General features: G+C 45.2%; 14 protein-coding genes. 7 read left to right on the top strand and 7 right to left on the bottom strand.

Annotated elements, in window-relative coordinates; all coding sequences use genetic code 11:
* Positions 1–100: 100 nt before the first annotated feature.
* The 3 genes from hrpA to ACOJR9_RS08340 all read right to left on the bottom strand — a co-directional run bounded on the left by hrpA (position 101) and on the right by ACOJR9_RS08340 (position 6,181).
* Complete coding sequence (hrpA, locus tag ACOJR9_RS08350) at positions 101–4,033, bottom strand: ATP-dependent RNA helicase HrpA (RefSeq protein ID WP_420935820.1); 3,933 nt, start codon at positions 4,031–4,033, stop codon at positions 101–103.
* A 65-nt stretch (positions 4,034–4,098) separates the two neighbouring features.
* A complete protein-coding gene (locus tag ACOJR9_RS08345) occupies positions 4,099–5,430 on the bottom strand; it encodes a Na+/H+ antiporter NhaC family protein (protein WP_420935819.1) in 1,332 nt (443 codons plus the stop codon).
* A 331-nt stretch (positions 5,431–5,761) separates the two neighbouring features.
* The gene (locus ACOJR9_RS08340) at positions 5,762–6,181 is read right to left on the bottom strand and encodes a CBS domain-containing protein (protein WP_420935818.1); all 420 of its coding nucleotides are present in this window, start codon (positions 6,179–6,181) and stop codon (positions 5,762–5,764) included.
* A gap of 340 nt (positions 6,182–6,521) precedes the next feature.
* Between ACOJR9_RS08340 and sbcB the strand changes: the two genes are divergently transcribed.
* Both sbcB and ACOJR9_RS08330 read left to right on the top strand, forming a co-directional pair.
* Positions 6,522–7,952 (top strand): exodeoxyribonuclease I, encoded by a 1,431-nt coding sequence (gene sbcB / locus ACOJR9_RS08335; protein WP_420935817.1) that lies wholly within the window; start codon positions 6,522–6,524, stop codon positions 7,950–7,952.
* Positions 7,953–8,129: 177 nt separating this feature from the next.
* Positions 8,130–9,785, top strand: a complete 1,656-nt coding sequence (locus tag ACOJR9_RS08330; RefSeq protein WP_420935816.1) for a DUF342 domain-containing protein — start codon at positions 8,130–8,132, stop codon at positions 9,783–9,785.
* Positions 9,786–9,858: 73 nt separating this feature from the next.
* On the opposite strand, the gene ACOJR9_RS08325 is transcribed toward ACOJR9_RS08330, so the two are convergent.
* From ACOJR9_RS08325 to ACOJR9_RS08310, 4 genes are all read right to left on the bottom strand, one after another.
* Positions 9,859–11,301, bottom strand: a complete 1,443-nt coding sequence (locus ACOJR9_RS08325; protein ID WP_420935815.1) for a diguanylate cyclase — start codon at positions 11,299–11,301, stop codon at positions 9,859–9,861.
* A gap of 119 nt (positions 11,302–11,420) precedes the next feature.
* A complete protein-coding gene (gene kynU / locus ACOJR9_RS08320; RefSeq protein ID WP_420935814.1) occupies positions 11,421–12,656 on the bottom strand; it encodes a kynureninase in 1,236 nt (411 codons plus the stop codon).
* Complete coding sequence (locus ACOJR9_RS08315; RefSeq protein WP_420935813.1) at positions 12,649–13,548, bottom strand: alpha/beta hydrolase family protein; 900 nt, start codon at positions 13,546–13,548, stop codon at positions 12,649–12,651. Before ACOJR9_RS08315 ends, kynU begins: the two co-directional genes overlap by 8 nt.
* 211 nt (positions 13,549–13,759) lie before the next feature.
* Positions 13,760–14,935 carry a thiolase family protein gene (locus ACOJR9_RS08310; RefSeq protein ID WP_420935812.1) on the bottom strand — a complete coding sequence of 392 codons (1,176 nt, stop codon included), beginning with the start codon at positions 14,933–14,935 and terminating at the stop codon, positions 13,760–13,762.
* A gap of 343 nt (positions 14,936–15,278) precedes the next feature.
* Here ACOJR9_RS08310 and ACOJR9_RS08305 point away from each other — a divergent pair, with 343 nt between their 5' ends.
* The 5 genes from ACOJR9_RS08305 to ACOJR9_RS08285 are packed head-to-tail and all read left to right on the top strand — an operon-like array spanning position 15,279 to position 21,345.
* Complete coding sequence (locus tag ACOJR9_RS08305) at positions 15,279–15,686, top strand: MerR family transcriptional regulator (RefSeq protein WP_420935811.1); 408 nt, start codon at positions 15,279–15,281, stop codon at positions 15,684–15,686.
* The gene (locus ACOJR9_RS08300; protein WP_420935810.1) at positions 15,683–16,852 is read left to right on the top strand and encodes an isovaleryl-CoA dehydrogenase; all 1,170 of its coding nucleotides are present in this window, start codon (positions 15,683–15,685) and stop codon (positions 16,850–16,852) included. The genes ACOJR9_RS08305 and ACOJR9_RS08300 overlap by 4 nt, the downstream gene beginning before the upstream one ends.
* A gap of 46 nt (positions 16,853–16,898) precedes the next feature.
* The gene (locus tag ACOJR9_RS08295; protein ID WP_420935809.1) at positions 16,899–18,506 is read left to right on the top strand and encodes a carboxyl transferase domain-containing protein; all 1,608 of its coding nucleotides are present in this window, start codon (positions 16,899–16,901) and stop codon (positions 18,504–18,506) included.
* 11 nt (positions 18,507–18,517) lie between these two features.
* Positions 18,518–19,327, top strand: a complete 810-nt coding sequence (locus ACOJR9_RS08290; protein WP_420935808.1) for an enoyl-CoA hydratase/isomerase family protein — start codon at positions 18,518–18,520, stop codon at positions 19,325–19,327.
* Complete coding sequence (locus ACOJR9_RS08285; RefSeq protein ID WP_420935807.1) at positions 19,324–21,345, top strand: acetyl/propionyl/methylcrotonyl-CoA carboxylase subunit alpha; 2,022 nt, start codon at positions 19,324–19,326, stop codon at positions 21,343–21,345. Before ACOJR9_RS08290 ends, ACOJR9_RS08285 begins: the two co-directional genes overlap by 4 nt.
* The last annotated feature ends 4 nt before the right edge of the window (positions 21,346–21,349 follow it).

The following is a 21,349-nucleotide window of genomic DNA, read 5'->3' as shown; positions in this document are numbered from 1 at the left end:
TACCACCCTCTTTCTGTTATAGATTGAGGTTAATCACTTGTCAAACTAAGTGATTAAATTACGTACAATTATGTGTATATACAGTGTGTAATAGCAAGAATTAAAAGTCGTCTAAGAACAAGGAAATACGTTTTGCTGATATGGGATACGCAGTACCAAGCTGTTGCGCGAACAAAGAGACTCTTAGCTCTTCAATCATCCACCGCGTATTCTCAAGGGCCTCAGGTACCTTCCCCTTCGGGTATTTACTGCACGCTTTTTCCCATTCTTTAATACTTTTTTCAATGGTCAGTTGATGCATTCTGTCTTTGTTAGGATCGATTGGCAGTTTTTCCAACCTACGTGAGAGGCCTTTTATATATCGGTTCCAATCCTCTAACTTTCCCTCACCAATTTGCGAGGCAAACCCTGGATATACCAATGACGCCAAATGCGCCTTACAGTCGCCTAACGCGTTAATCATCGTTAGCGGCACATTGCCCTTCATTTGCTTTTGACATTGATGGGCAAGCGTAAGACCCTGCTCTACTTGCTTAGCAATTTTGAGCACTCTGTCATTTATATCAGCTCTGACTTTGTCAACACAGCCGTCGAAATCCGCTTTTTTCCTAATATCAGTATTGTGCTGTTTACAGTAATCAGATACCAGAGCATCGATACCGGCAAAAATACAATCGTCAATGAGCGCTTTCACATGACCAAATGGATTAAAATACAGGCCAAGTTTCGCTTTATTAGGTAGCTTGTTTTGCAGGTAATTCAGGGGTGAAGGCATGGCGTTTTTGATCAGAACATTCACACCTTGTCGATGTTCAATTACGGCCTTATCAGCTTCATCGATAAGGGCAATATCGACTTTATCGCCACGCCTGACAAGGGCCGGAAACGCTTGTACTTCAAAGCCGCCCACCTTTTGCACAAAGGTTTCGGGAATGCTTTCAAAATCCCATTGTTCAATGTCATTTCGCTCTAAATCAGGCGTAGCCGCTTTCTCAAAAGTCTGCTGCACTTGCCCTGCACATTGCTGTTTTAGCGCGTGTAAATCGTCACCAACAGCAATATTCTTATTGTTGTCATCGGTGACGGCAAAATGCATTTTTAAATGCTTATCTAGCTGGTCAAAGTTCCAGTCTTCCGGCTCAATAACAACACCTGTCATTTTGCGCAACTTATCAGCAACGGCATCCACCATCACCACAGGACGATTGTTTTTATCTGTTTCACTAATATCAGCAAGGCAAGCATCAGCAAAATTAGGCGCTGGAACAAAGTTTCGACGCAAACGTTTGGGCAAGGTTTTTATCATTCCAACGATGAGTTCATGCCTTAACCCAGGCACCAACCAATCAAAGCCGACATCATCCACTTGGTTAAGTACCGGTAGCGGAATGAGAACAGTGACGCCATCGTCTATAGCGTTCGGTTCAAAATTGTAGCGAAGGGGCAGCGTAATATTACCTTGTCGCCAAATGTCGGGAAACGCATTGGCAACCGACTGACCCGGCTGCTGACGATAGACATCCTCTTCACTAAACGTGAGGTTTTCATTACTGCCATGCTGTCTAAACCACTTTTTAAACGCCGCGTCGTTATTTGCCTCAACAGGAACGCGCTGAGCATAAAAGTGTGCAAGCTCTTCATCGTCGACCAGCAAATCTCGGCGTCGCGTTTTTTGTTCAAACTCGTCCGCCTGTTCAAGCAGTGCTTGGTTTTCCTGCAGAAATTGATAATTGATTTTCGTATTGCCCGCCACCAATGCTTCGCGAATAAATAGCTCATGGCAAATTGCGGGGTCGATAAGGCTGTACACTTTTGCTCGCTTCATCACAATTGGCAGGCCAAAGAGCGTTACCTTTTCAAAGGCGATAACGGCGCCTCTCTTTTTGGACCAATGGGGCTCTGAATAGCTACTTTGCGTTACGTGCGTGGCAAGAGGCTCTATCCAAGACGGATCAATCTTGGCAACCATACGGCCAAATAGCTTTGATGTTTCTACTAGCTCCGCCGCCATTATCCATTTAGGTTGTGCCTTCGCTAAACCCGAGCCCGGAAAGATCATAAAACGAGTATTTCGAGAGCCTAAATACTCTCTGTCTTTGTCCTTAAAGCCTAAATGAGATAGAAGGCCACTGGCAATCGCTTGGTGAATAGCTTGGTAATCAGCCTCTTGACTGCTGATGCCAAATCCTAATTCAGCAATGGATTTTTTCAGTTGGCTGACAATGTCCTGCCACTCTCTCATGCGCAAATAATTGATAAACCGCGTTTTACACCATTTCCTAAGCTGGTTTTGAGTAAGATTATTTTGCTGCGCTTTAAAACCTAACCAGAGATTTAGAAGGCTAATAAAATCTGAGTCTTTATCTGCAAACTCACTGTGACTCTCATCCGCCTGTTGACGCTTTTCTTGCGGCCGTTCTCGTGGGTCTTGTATCGACAACCCGGCAGCGATAACCATGACTTCACTAAGCGCGTTGGTGCTGTCTGCTTCAATCACCATTCGCGCATAGCGAGGGTCAATAGGAAGTCGCGCAATGCGTCTTCCCATTTTCGTCAGCTGCATCTTGTCATTGTGTTTTGCAATGGCTTGAATTTCTTCTAACAACCTAAAGCCGTCGTTAATATTGCGGTTATCCGGCGGCTGTACAAATGGGAAATCTGCGATATCACCTAAGCCTAAAGCCAGCATTTGCAAGATAACTGACGCTAAGTTGGTTCTAAGTATTTCTGGGTCTGTAAACTCAGGGCGCCCTAAATAGTCGTCTTCACTGTAGAGCCTTATACAGATACCGTTAGATACTCGACCGCAGCGCCCTGCCCGTTGATTTGCCGATGCTTGAGAAATTGGCTCTATGGGTAATCGCTGCACTTTACTGCGGGCGCTATAGCGAGAAATACGTGCAAAACCTGGGTCGATAACATACTTTATACCCGGCACGGTAAGAGAGGTTTCCGCTACATTGGTAGCAAGTACAATGCGCCTACCGCTGTGAGACTGAAATATTCGATTTTGTTCTGAAGCCGATAAGCGCGCATAAAGGGGAACTACTTCGGTGTTGCGGTAATGTTGTTTACTCAGGGCATCTTGAGTGTCACGTATTTCTCGCTCACCGCTAAGAAACACCAATATATCACCTGGCGCCTCGCCCATAAGTTCATCCACCGCGTGGATAATTGCATCAGTTTGCTCTACGTCATCATCGCGATCATCGTTCCCGCGGTAACGAACCTCAACGGGATAGGTTCTGCCACTTACCTCAATAATAGGCGCGTTGTTAAAATGCTCAGAAAAGCGCTCTGGATCAATGGTTGCAGAGGTTATGATGAGCTTTAAATCCGGTCGCTTATCCAGCAGCTGTCGTAAATAACCCAGTAAGAAGTCTATGTTTAAACTTCGCTCGTGAGCTTCATCAATAATAATAGTGTCATACTGATTTAAGAATCTGTCTTGCTGCATTTCAGCTAGCAACATACCGTCGGTCATCAGCTTTACGTAACTGCGTTCGCTTACTTGGTCGCTGAAGCGAATTTTAAACCCCACTTTTTCCCCAAGAGGCGTATTCAGCTCCTCTGCTATTCGTGTGGCTACGCTGCGCGCTGCAAGCCTTCGTGGCTGCGTGTGAGCAATCATTCCGTCTACACCGCGGCCTAACTCTAAACAAATTTTTGGCAGCTGTGTTGTTTTTCCTGAACCCGTTTCACCTGCGACGATAACGACTTGGTGATTTGCAATGGCTTCTTTTATATCCTCTCTTTTGTCGCTCACAGGAAGCGGTGGATAGTCAACCTCGGGTAAATTGGCTTTTCGCTGAGCTTTTTTTTCAGCAGAGCGCGCAATGTCATTTTCTAGTTTTTCACATTGCTGCAGCAGTCTTTCACTACTACGCTCATTGCCTTCAGAGGCGGTATTGGTTTCAAAAGATTTGAGGGCTTGAACGAGCTGAGTAATACGTCGTTTCAATCGGAATTTATCAGCGGTAAGGCAAGCGTCAAGTTTTTGATAAAGCGGTTTTATTGCAATGGGTGAAGACAAAGTAACATCCTACGGAAAATGACGTTAGAGCGTTAAATTTAATTATTGGCAACTAATACGGAGATTTAGGGCGACTGGGTTAATTCATCGCCCTGAGGTTCACTGAATCGAGGAAAACCAAAGCTAATTGCCGCTATCCCAAAAACAAAAATCAGCATGGGATACCAACAATACGGGGTGATAGCTAAGGGAGAAATTCCCATTACCGCAGCAGCACTGAGCAGTTGAGCACCATAAGGCACAAGCCCCTGGAAGCTACATGAAAAGACATCGAGTAACGAAGCAGTTCGACGTGGATCAACACCATACTTTTCGTTTAAATCTTTAGCGATAGGCCCGGCGGTGACAATTGCAATGGTATTATTCGCCGTCGTTATATCTAAAAAGCTAACTAAACCAGCAATACTAAACTCAGCACCTTTTTTGGTGGTGACGCGTCGTGTTAGTCTTTCTATTAGCCACGTAATACCACCATTCGCATGCATTAACGCCACGATGCCGCCAATGGTTATCGCAATCATCGCTAAGTCTTGCATCCAACCCATCCCTTTTTGAATGCTTTGCATCATCGACAGTAAAGTAAAACTACTTTGGGCAAGGCCAACGATGCAAGCAGTGGCAATACCAACAGCGAGAACGCTAATAACGTTAAAACCACCAAGCGCAAAGCCTATGATGAATAAATATGGCAAAATACGCCAAAAATCATAGCTCTCTGTTTGCACGATCCCCGATGTATCAACATCAACAAATAACAGTAAGATCATCGTCACAAGGCAAGCAGGCAAAGCCACCATAAGGTTGGCCCGAAACTTATCTTTTAGCTGCACACCTTGGGTTCTTGTAGCAGCAATCGTAGTGTCTGACACAAACGAGAGATTATCGCCAAACATCGCTCCACCAACAACAATTCCCAATGCCATTTCAATGGGCAGCCCGAGGTTGGTGGCAAGCCCTGCGCCAATGGGTGAAAGCGCTGTGATGGTTCCCATTGATGTGCCCATTGCAAAAGAGATAAAGCAACAAATGAGAAATAAGCCGGGTAAAATGAGTGAGGATGGAACAAACTGTAGCGCCATATTTACTGTAGCATCGCGGGCTCCAATATCAATTGTAACAGCATAAAATGCGCCTGCGAGTAGGAAAATGAGAACAAGCAAGATAATGTTTCTATCGCCACCGCCTTTACAAAAGGTTTGGACTTTTTCAGAAAAGCTTACCTTTTCGTTTTTGGGATTGATACAAAGGCCATATCCCGCACTGATAAAGAACGCCACAAGAATGGGCATTGAGGTGATGTCATTAGTAGTGACGCCTGTGACAACCACAAGAACAACAAAAAGGAGAATGGGCGTCAGCCCTATTGGATTGGCCGCGACAGAATTAGTTGGGTGCACTGGTAACTCGTTTACGTTTCGTCAAACTACATTGGGTGGAGAGGATAAAAGGTTTTGATTAGATTGCAAAAGAAAATTGAAAAACTGACAAGGTTTCGATTTACCAAGTCAATCTCACTGTGTGTTTACGAACTGCCATTCACAAGGAGCCTAACAGTGAAAAGCTCCATGAAAAGGCTGTTTTGAATACACCACAATTCATGCATTTAAAAAAGTATTAACTAACAGAATTTTTTGGCAAAGAAAAATTCAACACATGTGTTGACCTCACCTCTTGCAACGACTTGCCTTCCGTCGTCAGTAAAAAAGCAAAGCCAACATCAGCACTTAATTAGACGGCATGTCTATAACCATCATTTAACTGAACATCAATGGCCTTTAACACCGACGTTCTGTTTATACATCCCAGTAAAATGCCGTCATCATCCACAACAGGATAAACTTTTGGCTTTTGTTTTAAAAACAATTCTCCTAGCTCAATCACCGACATGTAGGGTTTAACAGATAACACCGGCGTTTTCATAATATCGCCAACTCGACATATTTGCTCACGGTAATAACTAGACGCTATCATAGTTGCAATGCAATCTTGCTCCGATAAAAAGCCAATAACTTTACCTTTCTTATCAAGTACAGGGCCTCCGCTTTGTTGAGTGGATAAGAGTGATTCTACTGCCTGTGCAACTGTCATCTCAGCATTTAACTTAACCGGATGGGTATTCATATAATCACTGACTTGCAACGATTCCATCTTTTTTCTCCAGTCGACGCCTAGTAAAGTTGAACGGCAAAAAATAGGCGATATGACATTGTAGTTATTATAAAAACTCGTGAAAGCGACATTCCCTCACAACTTTAGCGTAGACGGAGAAACACGCTCAAGCCAGTTCATTTAACAAAAAGTTTACAACCACAATAAACAATAGTTAATTATGAGGGTAGACACTTCGTTTCTCACCGCTGTCCAAGGCTTTTTACAAGTAAAAATAGGACACTGATGAAAAGCGAAAAATGCAGCAGAATAGAAATTTGGCGCTGACCGTATCCCAGTGTAAACTGCCCCACAAACTCAAGGAAACATCTCGGTGGTTATGCAAACACCTACTTTTTTATGGCACGACTTTGAAACCTTTGGTACTAACACCTATAAGGACTTACCCTGCCAATTTGCAGCAGTGCGTACCGACGAAAACCTAAACGTTGTGGGCAAGCCCATTAATATAATGAGCGCCATCGCGAATGACTACCTTCCCCACCCTGAAGCCTGCCTAGTCACCGGAATCACACCACAGCAAACATTGCGCGATGGCTCGAATGAAGCTGACTTTGCCGCGAAAATTTATCGAGAAATGTCAACACCCAACACGTGTAGCGTTGGTTATAACAGCATTCGTTTTGACGACGAAGTTGCTCGCTTTTTGTTTTATCGCAACTTTTATGATCCGTATTCAAGGGAGTGGAGAAACGGTAATAGCCGCTGGGACATCATTGACTTGGCGAGAGCGTGTTACGCACTTAGGCCCGAGGGTATTGTGTGGCCCGAGCGTGATGACGGCTCACCAAGCTTTAAACTCGAGCTTATCACCGAAGCCAATGGTTTAGAGCATGGCCATGCCCATGACGCATTAAGTGATGTTTACGCAACAATTGCGCTCGCAAAACTGATAAAAGAGAAACAGCCACGGTTATTTGACTATGCCTTTTCCCTTCGCAGTAAACATGCAGTAATGAAGCAGTTTGATCTATCTAAGCCATCAGTGCTGCTTCACATTTCCTCCAAACTACCCGCTTTTCAAGGCTGCTGTACGTGGATAATGCCCATTGCCAAGCATCCCAAAAACAACAACGGCTACATTACCATCGATTTATCTCACGATATCGATAGTCTATTAAATGACACTCCTGAAGAAATCAAACAGAAACTTTACGCTCCGGCTGAGCAATTCTCTACCAAACTAGCCCGCCCTGGAGTAAAGGTTATCCATGCAAATCGTTCTCCGTTTGTTACCACGGCGAAAGCTATGTCTGAAGAAAATGCTCAACGGTTGGGGCTTGACCGCGACCGCTGCCTAGACAATTTCAGAAAACTTGCCGCTAACCCTGCGATTGCGGAAAAGCTTGTGGCACTCTACAACATAGAAGATGAACACAGCGAACAGGATATCGATTATGCGTTATACAGCGGCGGTTTTTTGAGCGAAGAGGATAAGCGCTGGTGCGAACAAGTCATTGCTTCTCGCCCAGAAAACCTAATTGCGATTGCTCAAAACACTCAACATCCGGGGCTGCAAACGCTACTTTTTAGATATCGCGCTAGAAATTTTCCAAATACGCTTACTGCCGATGAGATGACACGCTGGCAGCGTCATCGCCAGGCACGCTTAACCGATGCGTCATCGAATGGCTCTATTACTCTGGATAACTATCTGGTAAAGCTGGAGCAGCTTGCCCACGTTCATAGTGATGATCCAGATAAACAAGCAATCTTGCGTGCATTATACCATTACGCTGAAAACCTTTGACGCAAGGCCGCTATCAGAATAAATTGTTGTTAAAAGGAAGTAATGGCAAACTGTTTGAATGAGTAACTTTTGCAATGACGATACGTTAAACAATCACAATGGCCATTGAAAATACCATTAAGAAACAATACGAGCGGTCGATAAGTAGCTTCGGCTTGCTCAGAGGATTATGTTGTCATGAATGGCGTTACAATTAGCTTTGATAAATCTAGAACGTATATCAATATTCAGCTCGACCCTTCTTCATTTGACGCCGATATTGATATCAGTGAAGTTCGTTCTGCGCTTGAAAATGGCGAAACTTCAGGTCTTTATGTTTCAGAAAAATCACTGAAGTCTGCTTGCGATACTGCCAACCATTACTTTAAAACTGGGGATAGTACGGTAGTTAGTGAGCGAATTGGCGAGCGAAAAAATGCAGAAGTAGAGTTTCGTATTCCCGAGGACACTATGTCTGCTAATTTGGTATTAACGGCGCCTTATGGCGGCAAACTGCCCTCTATGAGTGCAATAATGTCCCTTGCCAAAAAAAGTAAGATTGCTAAAGGTATAAGCACCAAACGCATTAAATCATTGATTGAAAAAGCAAAAAAATCAAAAAGCGGCGAAATCCTTGAGGACACCATAGCAAAGGGGCTACCACCTAGGAATGGTAAACATTCCAAATTCGTCCCGCTAGTACCCAACGCTTTAGAAAGAATCTTAAAGCCTCAAACCCAAGTTGGTGAGCGGGTAGATATGCGTAATTTAGGCGAAGTAATTTGCGTTAAAGTTGACACTCCGGTTTTAAAGCGCACATCTCCCACAAAAGGCCGCTCTGGATTTGATATTAAGGGCAATAAGCTTCCCGCTATGCCAGGCGAATGGCTTGATTTCAAAATGGGAAGCGGTACGGTTGTGTCAGACAGCGATTCAAATTTACTCGTGTCAGCCATATCTGGTATGCCTAAATACCGCGACCAAATAATGAACATTGACGACACGTTTATCTGTACAGGCGTTAACGTGGGTTCAGGGCATGTTAATTATGAAGGTGCAGTGCTAGTTAACGGTGATGTTACGGAAAAAATGCAAATTAAAGCCTCAGGCGATGTCACCATTAATGGCTTCGTAGAATCTGCTCTTATCGAATCAGGCGGTGACATTATTGTGACCGAAGGCGCCATGGGGAAAGTCAACGATAACGATGGCCAATATCACTGTAAATTAGTTGCAGCAGGCAGTATACACGTTCAGCACGGTCAAGGTGTTGAGATTCAATGTAAGGGCAATGTTACTGTTGGCAGACAGCTAGCCTATAGCAAAGTTCGCTGTGGTGGCGATGTGGTTGTAGGTCAAATAGACAACCCTATGGGTAATTTATTTGCCTGCGACATTATAGGTCAGGGCCGCGTTGAAGCTGGTACACTCGGCGCAGTGTCTGGAAGTACGTTAAAAATTGACTTCAGCCCAGGCTTTAATTTATTGCTCGAGCGAAAAGATGGCTTAGATGAACTGCTTAAGCAAATTCGTGAAAATAACTCAAAGCACAAAGAAAAAATTGATTTGCTGAAAAGTAAAAAAGTCCCCAAAGAGCTTAAACAAAAGATGACAGATGCCCTTGAGCTATTCAACAACGAAACTGCGTTACTTGAATGGATTGAAGGAAAAGCCTCTGAAGTGAAAGGAGCAAAAGAATCCTATCAGTCAGACGTTAAGCTGATAGCGAATAAACGCCTCTACCCCGGAGTTACTGCTAAACTCAATAATAGAAACTGGCGTTCCGAACGAGAGTATAATCGTTCAATGGTTCGTTACGATGCCCATAAATGGCATTACGACCCCATTGTATAACCATTTTTATCGAGCGCCTGCTGTGTAGCTGACGGCGTGGAAAGCACACAGCTCGTTTTTGTACGTAGGTGTGCTAATCTCCCACCGAAATGCTGTCTTGGCCTTCGCGCTTCATTTTATTTAATGCTTTTAATGTACGTTCATACCAATCTGAAAACTCTTCATCGCATTTTAATTCGGCCAGTCCCATTGATATATTCATTAACGATGAGATTGTGTCTTCTTTTTTCATCCGCTCAAACAGCCTATGAGCAAGGATTGTTGCCGCTTCTAGTTCAGTTTGAGGGCACAAAATAATAAACAGTTGTTCATTAAAACGAGACACCACATCCACTTCTCTTATTGCGCTTAAGCAGCTTGCCGCAGTTTTTTTCAACAGGTCCTCACGCACAAAATCGTCGATAACTGTAGCTTTGCGATCCCGCTGCGCTAAATCAATAAGAATAAGCGTTGCGGTTGTGTGAAAACGTTGGAAGCGAGAAATCTCTTCCTCGGCTCTCTGTATCATGTGGTTGCGATTGTATAGACCTGTAATTTTGTCGTGGGCAGACAAAAAGGCAAGCGTCCGATTCTTTTCTAACAGCGTGGCTTGAAGCGCACCAATTTCTGCATCTTTTTGCGCCACAACATGTTGATATTCTCTTACATGACGGTTGCGGTAGATTAACCACAACACCACAAGCAATGAAATAGCTCCCCATAGCAGCAATTCAGAATAGCTGCGACTATAGCGCATTTTCACGTTGTTCCAACGCTTATAAATATCGACTTTCTTTTCCTCGGGAATACGCTCTATGGCGAAATTGAGTTTTGGTATTAAGTGACTTGACGATTTGTTTACCCCAAACGCAAGGGAATCGTGTGGCTCTGCATAACCCACAATACTTAAATCTTTTAAGTTTTGATTGTTGATATGCATGTTCACGCTTAATAGTGAACCCACCATCACGTCAAACTTATCTTCACCAAGAAGGCTTAGCCCTTCTCGCTCAGACGGCACCATCACTAAACGTAAATTGGGGTAGTGGCGATAAATGTATTCAAGCTGTCGATAGCCATCGACAATGCCTACCGTTCGATTTCCTATACCTGCGTATCCCTGCAGCATCGGTGTTCCCTGTTTTGCAATCAACACGTTCGGTGCTTCAAAATAAGGAAGGCTGAAGTCGAGAAATTGGCGGCGATAGTCTGAAGTATTCAGCATTGGGATAACTTGGCAACGCCCTTGTTGAACAAACTCTAAGCTTTGCTGCCAACTTTCGGTAGGCACTAATGTAAACGAAAGATTGCCAATGTCAGCAATAACGTCGAGATACTCGGCAGATATGCCCACGTGGAGATCGTTGCGGATAGCTTCATATGGCGCCCAGTTGGGATCGACGCAATAGGTAATATTTTCAATAGTGTTGTCGAGAATGTCACGCTCAATGTTATTTTCTACTTGAGCAAACGCAGCGCAAATAAGCATATTCACGCACAAAAAGACTGTCCACACGACACCGCTAACTAACTTCAAAGCCTTACCATTTACACTGCTTACAAAAAATAGCCGGGAAGTATTCATTCTTCTGTGCCGTTTTGCAATCCTTTGCTTCTAGTTTGGCAACGATTTTTCAGCGTTCTTGTTAAAACTGTTCACGTCACCTGCTGTTTGCGTTGAAACTCTTCTCTTTCGTATAATTTTTGCTGCATAACACAGGCAAGTTTCGACACTGCTTTTTCAATATCTTTAAACGATAAATAAAGTGGCGCAAAGCCTATTCGCAAAATATTTGGCGCTCGAAAATCTGCAATGACGCCTTCGGCAATCCACGCTTGGCATATCGCATACGCTTCAGGGTGAGATAGTGCCACCTGACTTCCTCTGTTTTCGATAGGAGGGCTTACAATATCCATGTGATCGCACAGCCCTGCCCGTTTGCCCTCTGCGGCGAAGAACGCTTGAAGCTTTTTAGATTTTTCATCAATGGCTTTCAGGCTTATATCATCAAATACCGACAATGCTGCATCAAGTACGCTCATACTTAAGACACTTGGTGTACCACATAGGTTCTGACTCACTGAATCATAAGCTTCGTAATCAGGCGAAAATGCAAATGGAGATTTATGACCCATCCACCCAGATAAAGGCTGTTTGTATTGCTGTTGATGTCTTTGGGCAACGTATACAAAAGCCGGCGCACCCGGGCCACCGTTTAGGTATTTGTAGGTACAGCCAACCGCAAAATCTACATTGCATTTATCGAGTTCAACTGGAAACGCCCCTGCACTGTGCGCTAAGTCCCACAGTGTGAGAATACCGTGCTTTTGTGCTTGGTGAGTTATCGTCTCCATATTGAGTTTGAACCCAGAGCGAAAGTTTACCTGAGTGAGCATAAGTACTGCGATGTCGTCAGACAGCTGGCTTTCAATCTCACTTTCTTCAATATAACGAATGCTGTAGCCGTCACCGAGCAAGGTGAGAAGCCCTTGCACCATATAAATATCGGTTGGAAAGTTGTCGCGGGTAGTTGCGATTACCTTTCTATCAGGCTGCATACCTAGCGCTGCGCTTAACACTTTAAACAGATTAATGGATATGGAATCACAAGAGACAACTTGTCCTGCCTTTGCTCCAATCAGCGCCCCTATTTTATCGCCTACCTTTTGAGGAAGTCTTATCCAGTCGTGGCAGTTCCAGCTTTTTATTAAATCCTTACCCCACTGGTTAGTGACCACATCACGTGCTCTCACTTCGGCCGCTTTGGGTAATGGTCCAAGCGAATTCCCGTCTAAATAAATGGTATCCGGAGGCAAGTTAAATTTATTCACGACGTCACGTAGTGGATCTTTATCGTCTAATTGCTCGGCAGAAAAAACCTTATTAATCATTAGCTGTCACAACCTTAACGAGTGCTTGGTAAGAGTCTGATTTAGGATGGAGCCAGTCGAAATGGCCACCGTTTGGAATAGAAATCGTTTCCGCATATTCACTCACGCTGTGCAAAGCCGGTACAATGCTATCTGTATCGCCCTGCATCAATATAACTGAAGTCGTAATACGCGCTAAATTAGGCGTTGCTTGCTTGTACGCTTCAATACGCTCTTCGGGCTTGCCGTCCATAAATTCAGGCGTAGCAGTTTGACAGCTATTTGTTCCGTTAGCGTACTGCGTTATGTTGGTGATTGCTGCAAGTCCAATAACAGCCTTTATATTGACGTTGTTCGGTATAGTTAGCTGCGATGCAGCTGCTAGAAGTGCTAAATGACCTCCTGCTGAATGGCCAACAATGTACACATTTTTCCCGTCGTCTGCTTCAGAAAGAGCCCCTGTTATTGAGTTAATTGCTGCTTTGATATCGTGAAAACTGCCAGGCCAGCCTCCGCCAATATCCCCTGTTCGTCTGTACTCCACCGCGTAAGTGTCAATGCCTTTATCAGCCAAAGCCGAATAAAAACCTGCTCCGTGAGTGGCATCGTATGCATTAAGCCAGCAGCCGCCGTGAATAAAAATAATCGCAGAGTTAGACGCGGTTACTCCCTCACTGCCGTTTTGAGCCTTGTACACTGAAACGGTTTGAAGCGCATCGCTTCCGTAAGAAAAAACACGCGTTGGGGGAGATTTAGGAAGTAATAAAAGAGCGCTGTAAGGCACCTGTTCGAACGAAGCGAGTGCCGCTGCTTCTTTGGGGTGTTCGTACTCTTGTTCGACTGCATCGAACGTTGAGCATCCCGCCAAAACAAGAGTGGCAAAAAACACAAGCAGTAATTTTATTGGCAACATATTTTATTCTTTTTATGTATTTTCTATGCATTTAATCACAAATGGCACCACATATGGTGCCATTTAAACTATTAAAATATTGTAACTATTTATGTAGCTACTTATCTCACTGCTTATCTAACTGCAAATATCGCTATTCACCGAGTACCCTTTAGTACCTGTATGATGGCTTGTAGGCGTTAGGATTAAGTTTTATGCCAATTGGCGTAACCTACAGCATCTCAACCGCAAGCGCTACACCTTCTCCCCCGCCAATGCATAGTGAGGCAATGCCACGCTTTTCATTCCGCTGCTTGAGTGCGTGAAGTAAAGTAACCAATAATCTCGCACCAGAGGCTCCAATCGGGTGACCAAGCGCACAAGCCCCCCCCTTTACATTCACTTTGCGCTCATCAAGTTCTAGTTTTTTAATCGCCAGCATGGTCACCATGGCAAACGCTTCATTTATTTCAAATAAATCTACGTCCTCTTTTGTCCAACCAGCTTTGCTTAATACTTTTTCCAATGCGCCTACTGGCGCCACAGTAAAGTTTTCTGGCTCGATGGCGTGTGTAGCATGAGCCACCACTTTCGCCAGTGGCGTCAGTCCCATTTCTCGTGCTTTTTCTTCACTCATGACCACAAGCGCTGCCGCACCATCTGAAATTGAACTCGAGTTTGCAGCAGTGACTGTACCCTCTTTTTTAAACGCAGGACGAAGTGATGGTATTTTTTCTGGACGAGCGGAACCAGGGCCCTCATCAGTATCCACAACCACATCGCCTTTGCGGCCAGAAATAGTGACTTTTACAATTTCATCTTCAAAAGTACCGCTGTTAATGGCTTCGTGAGCCTTTGATAATGAACTTAACGCAAACTCATCCATTTCTTCTCTAGAAATGTTTTCGCTATCGGCGGTGTCCTGAGCAAAACAACCCATTGCTTTTCCGTCGTAGGCGTTTTCAAGTCCATCTAGCATCATATGATCGAGAACTTGGCCGTGCCCCATTCGATAACCAGAACGGGCCTTCGGCAACATATATGGCGCATTGCTCATACTTTCCATTCCGCCGGCTACAACAGTTTCTGCGCTTCCTGCTTTAATTAAGTCGTGAGCCAACATAACAGCCTTTAGCCCGGAGCCACATACTTTGTTAATGGTAGTAACCCCCGCGCTTAGCGGTAAACCTGCACCCAGCGACGCCTGACGAGCGGGTGACTGACCAAGACCTGCGGGCAACACACAGCCCATTATGACTTCGTCTATTTGAGACACATCCATGCCTTCACACGCTGACTTAATCGCCACATTTCCTAAATCTGTTGCACTCATCGACGCTAGGCTACCGTTAAAACCTCCCATCGGCGTTCGCTTTGCTGCAACAATAACTACGGTTTGATCACTCATAATTTCACCCTCAATATAATATAAATTCAATTATTAAAGCGTATTTACTTTGCGCCATGTATACAAAAGTAAACACCTTTAGCTTCGCTAAACTACGACCGTCACCATGAAAAATTGACGTTAGGAAAATGTTACTTTACCTTTACGTAAAATGTAATTAACGTTAACGTAAACTTGTATTAATAAGCTGTCAACCAAACGCACCATTCTTACTCCATAAAGTCGGTAAGGCCAGTTTCTAGGCGGTTAAGAAGATGACAGCAAATTATACGCAAATCGTTAAGGACATGAGTCCACGTTTAATTTGGACAGCAAGACAATGCTATACGACAAGGTACATGCAATGAGTAAGTCGGAAAATGAAACTACTTTCGCCATCGGTGAACTTGCGAAAGAGTTTGATATTACGCCCCGTTCTATTCGTTTTTACGAAGAACAAGGCCTTTTATCTCCCGCTCGCACCGGGCAAAACCGTGTTTACCTCAATAAAGATAGGGTTCGTTTAAAGTTAATACTGCGTGGTAAACGCCTCGGCTTTTCACTTGCCGAAGTAAAAACCCTATTCGACATGTATGACAGTAATCCAAATTCGGCTGTTCAATTAGAAACGATGCTAGAAATGTCCGAACAGAAGCGTGCAGTGCTTAATCAGCAATTAGAAGATATACAAATGTTGATGACAGAACTGGACGACGTTGAAACCAGATGTAGAGAAGAACTCGCAGAACTTAAACGAGGAAAAATTGCATGAACACCTCCTACCCTACGATGAATTTTGGACTTGGCGAAGAAATCGATATGCTTCGCGATCAGGTCTATCAGTTTGCTCAAAATGAAATTGCTCCGCTCGCAGCACAAGCTGATGAAGACAACCAGTTCCCTAACCAGCTATGGACTAAATTAGGCGACATGGGCCTTAACGGTGTGACGGTATCAGAGCAGTATGGCGGTTCAGGCATGGGATACTTAGCCCATACTATTGCCATGGAAGAAGTAAGCCGTGCCTCTGGCGGCATTGGCTTAAGCTACGGCGCTCACTCAAACTTGTGTATCAACCAAATATACCGTAACGGTAACGAGGCCCAACGAGAAAAGTACCTTCCCAAACTCGTTTCTGGTGAGCATATCGGCGCCCTTGCGATGAGCGAGCCAAACGCCGGCTCTGACGTAGTAAGCATGAAGTTGCGCGCAGAAAAGCGAGGCGACAAATACATCTTAAATGGTAATAAGATGTGGATCACAAATGGTCCAGATGCGCATACCTTTGTTATCTATGCAAAAACCGACCCATCGGCAGGTCCAAGAGGCATAACAGCATTCATTGTTGAGCGTGATTTCCCTGGATTTAGTCGTGCTCAGAAGTTAGACAAGCTTGGCATGCGTTCATCGAATACGTGTGAACTGGTATTTGAAGATTGTGAAGTACCCGCTGAAAACATTTTAGGTAACGAAGGCGAAGGCGTTCGCGTGTTAATGAGCGGCTTAGACTATGAAAGACTCGTGCTATCTGGTGGGCCACTTGGGATCATGCAAGCCTGCATGGACATTGTGGTTCCTTATGTACACGACAGAGAGCAGTTCGGCCAATCAATCGGTCAATTCCAGCTTGTACAAGGCAAAGTTGCCGACATGTATACACAAATGAATGCATCGAGAGCCTACGTATATGCGGTAGCCCAGTCTTGCGATCGCGGCGAAACCACCCGAAAAGATGCCGCTGGCGCCATTCTTTATTCTGCCGAATTAGCGACAAAAATTGCACTAGACGCTATCCAACTACTTGGCGGTAATGGTTATATCAATGAATACCCTACCGGTCGTCTTTTACGCGATGCCAAATTATACGAAATTGGCGCAGGCACTTCTGAAATTCGAAGAATGCTAATTGGCCGCGAGCTATTTAACGAATCTAAATAACCATTTAACAGCGCCGCTATCAAAGTGCTAATACACAGGAGGGGGTATGCCCGTTCTACGTTCAAGTGTAAATACCAAATCTGAGACGTTTGCAGTAAACCGTGAACATATGCAGGCGCAAGTCGATGACTTGCATGAAAAGATAATGAAAATCGCACAAGGCGGCGGAGAGAAAGCTGCCGAACGCCACATTTCACGGGGAAAACTACTTCCAAGAGATCGTATAAACGCCCTTCTCGATAAAGACACCCCGTTCCTTGAAATTGGACAACTCGCGGCATGGGAAGTCTACGACGACTACGTGCCATGTGCAGGTGTGGTGGCAGGAATTGGCATAGTTGCGGGCACTGAGTGCATGATTGTGGCGAATGACGCCACGGTAAAAGGCGGCACCTACTACCCGCTTACGGTTAAAAAGCATTTACGAGCGCAGACGATTGCCGAACAAAACAATCTTCCGTGTATTTACCTCGTAGACTCAGGTGGTGCAAATTTACCACGTCAGGACGAAGTGTTTCCTGACAGAGAGCACTTTGGTCGAATCTTTTTCAACCAAGCTAATATGTCGGCAAAAAACATTCCACAAATTGCAGTGGTAATGGGTTCATGTACCGCCGGAGGTGCCTACGTTCCCGCTATGGCCGATGAAAGTATTATCGTTAAAGACCAAGCAACCATATTTCTGGGCGGTCCACCGCTGGTAAAAGCGGCCACCGGTGAGGTGGTTACCGCAGAAGAGCTGGGTGGCGGAGACGTTCACACTCGCATTTCAGGTGTTGCAGACCACCTCGCTAATAACGATCACCATGCCTTATCGCTAGCGCGAAATGCAGTGTCACGCCTTAACAGAGAAAAGCCGCACCTTCCCGATGTCAAAGAGCCTAAGCCACCTAAGTTCGATCCAAAAGAAATTTACGGGATTGTACCTAAAGATAGTAGGCAGACTTTTGACGTAAGAGAGATCATCGCTCGCATTGTGGATGACTCCGACTTTGATGAGTTTAAGCCGCTTTATGGCACCACCCTTGTGTGCGGCTTCGCCCGTCTTTACGGCAATCCAGTGGGCATAGTGGCCAATAACGGTATCTTATTTGGTGAAAGCGCCATGAAGGGCGCTCACTTTGTCGAGCTTTGCGCTCAGCGAAAAATCCCGCTTATATTCTTACAAAACATCACCGGCTTTATGGTGGGTAAACAGTACGAGCATGGCGGTATTGCAAAACACGGTGCCAAAATGGTAACGGCCGTAGCCTGTGCCAATGTACCAAAACTAACGGTGCTGATTGGCGGTAGTTTCGGTGCTGGTAACTATGGAATGTGCGGAAGAGCGTATGACCCACGCTTTATGTTTATGTGGCCCAACGCGCGTATCTCTGTAATGGGTGGGGAGCAGGCTGCTGGCGTGCTAGCTCAAGTTAAGAGAGACCAAAAAGAGCGTGCTGGCGAAAGCTGGAGCGAAGAAGAAGAAAAGCAATTTAGACAGCCTGTTATTGATAAATATGAAGAGCAAGGACATCCCTATTTCGCCTCAGCGAGGCTTTGGGACGACGGTGTCATTGATCCAGCAGATACACGCTTAGTGTTAGGTTTGTCACTATCCGCAGCACTTAATAAGCCAATTGAAGAAACGCAATTTGGCATATTCAGAATGTAGGAGCAGTACATATGGACAACGCCCAAGTAAATAACGCAGTAACGTATCACGTAGACGACAACCATATTGCTACGGTCACATTAAACCGAGCAGAAAAGCACAATGCATTTAATGATGACATGATCGCCGAGTTGGAAAGACTTTTCAAAAAAGCAGGAAGCGATGACTCTGTTCGCGCCGTTATTTTGAGAGCTGAAGGTAAGAGTTTTAGCGCAGGTGCCGACCTTAACTGGATGAAAAAGATGGCCAGTTACACCGAAGCTCAAAATCATGAGGACGCCATGGGGCTTGCCTCAATGCTTCATACGCTATATACCCTGCCAAAACCGACTATTGCAAGAGTGCAAGGGGCCGCTTATGGCGGCGCAGTTGGACTTATCGCCTGCTGTGATATCGCCATCGGCAGTAAGCTCACTAATTTTTGTTTAAGCGAAGTAAAAATAGGTTTAGTGCCCGCTACTATCAGCCCCTATGTCATCGAGGCAATGGGTGCGCGGGTATGCAGACGCTATTTTCAAACTGCTGAAGTGTTTTCTGCAAGACGAGCCAGACGTTTGGGCTTGCTAAGCGAAGCGGTCAATGAAGAAGACTTAGACAGTACGGTTACCGATATTATCGCGAGTATTTTAAAGAACGGCCCGCACGCGGTATCCCAGTCTAAAGCACTGGTTCAGTGGGTATCTCATACACCAATTAACAGTCAACTGTTAAACGATACCAGCGAACTAATAGCCAAAGTAAGAACGTCTGAAGAAGGGCAAGAAGGCCTAAATGCGTTTCTTGAAAAGCGCAAAGCAGCTTGGTTGGAGGCAAAACAATGATAAATAAACTCTTAGTGGCAAACCGCGGCGAAATCGCATGCCGAGTCATGAAAACGGCGAAGCACTTAGGTGTAAAAACTGTCGCCGTGTATTCTGATGCCGACGTTAACGCCCGTCATGTTGCCATGGCTGATGAGGCCGTTCACTTGGGTCCGTCACCATCGAAAGATAGCTATTTACGCGGCGATCTTATTATCAAACATGCCAAAGCGCTTGGCGTTGATGCCATTCACCCTGGCTATGGATTCCTGTCAGAAAATGCTGAATTTGCGAACCTGTGCAAAGCTAACGACATTATTTTTGTTGGTCCGCCCGCGTCTGCTATAGAAGCTATGGGCTCTAAATCTGCTGCCAAGCGGATTATGGAGAAAGCCGGTGTACCTTTGGTGCCGGGCTATCACGGCGATGATCAGCAGGAGTCTACGCTAAAACAGGCAGCAGATGATATGGGCTACCCCGTATTACTTAAAGCGGCCGCAGGTGGCGGTGGTAAAGGTATGCGCCAGGTGTGGAACGAAGGAGAGTTCACTCAAGCGCTCAACGCAGCAAAACGAGAGTCTATGGCCAGCTTTGGCGACGACCATATGCTGGTAGAAAAGTACCTCACTCGCCCACGCCACGTTGAAATTCAAGTATTCTGCGACAGCCACGGTAACGGCGTGTACTTATTTGAGCGCGATTGCTCTGTACAGCGTCGTCACCAAAAAATTATTGAAGAGGCGCCTGCGCCCAATATGACCCAAAGCATTCGTGAAAGCATGGGTGAAGCGGCAATATTGGCGGCAAAAGCCATTAATTACGAAGGTGCTGGAACCGTGGAGTTCTTGCTAGATGAAGACGGCTCGTTCTACTTTATGGAAATGAATACACGGCTTCAGGTAGAACACCCGGTGACGGAGATGATCACAGGCGAAGATTTGGTACAGTGGCAGTTAAGTGTGGCAGAAGGTAACACACTTCCCAAAACTCAAGAGCAACTCACGCTAAGTGGCCATGCTTTTGAAGCCCGTATTTACGCTGAAGATCCAGCCAATAACTTCTTACCGTCCACCGGTGTTCTGCATCTGTTGCAACCACCTGAAGAGTCTTCACTTATACGGGTAGACACGGGGGTATTGCAAGGTGATGAGGTGAGTGTTTATTACGACCCAATGATTGCGAAACTTGTTGTGTGGGGCGAATCTCGTGATATCGCACTTAAACGCTTATTACATGCTCTTGGTGATTATCATATTGCGGGTGTCACAACCAATATCGATTTTCTCAAGCGCGTTGCAAGTAATACCGCGTTTGAAGCCGCAGAATTAACCACCACGTTTGTTGAGAAGCACAACGACGCACTCTTTGCTGAAGCTAAGCGAGACATTCAGGAAACTCTGCCGATAATGGCATTGCTTGCTGTTTTGCACCGCCGGCTTGAACGAGACAAGCAAAGTGTGAATAACGCTAGTATGTCGCCGTGGTTTACTGCGGGCGCATGGCGCGCAAATGCGTCTCACAAAGAGCAGCTCACGCTATTAGTTAGCGAGGAAGAGTTCACTGTCACCGTGAGCCATGTTTTCAATGCCGATGCATCTGCGGCGTGGGAAATAACGACAGCAAACTCCACGGTGAGAGTCAGTGGCGCCATCAATGAACATCAACTTAGCGTTGAAGTAGCAGGAGTTAAATCAAATTACACCTTCGCAGTATGCGACGGCGATTTTGGCTTATACAACCAAGATACGCATATTAACTTCAGTGTTGTTGCCCCTTCAGAAGGCGATGATAACGAAAATAGTGGTAACACCAACTTTGATGCCCCTATGAACGGCACTATAGTGGCCCACCTAGTGAAATGTGGTGAAAAGGTGAAAAGAGGCGACCCAATTCTAGTCATGGAAGCCATGAAAATGGAACACAGTATTGTAGCCCCTAGCGATGGTGTTGTAGATAGCTTTTACTTTGAGCCAGGTGAATTGGTAGACGGCGGCGCAGCTCTACTTGAATTCACAAGCGCCGACGCACAAGAGGCTTAATCGC

The organism is Alteromonas ulvae (assembly GCF_048987005.1).
Taxonomy (GTDB): Bacteria; Pseudomonadota; Gammaproteobacteria; order Enterobacterales; family Alteromonadaceae; genus Alteromonas.
This window is presented reverse-complemented; position numbering and strand designations above follow the sequence as displayed.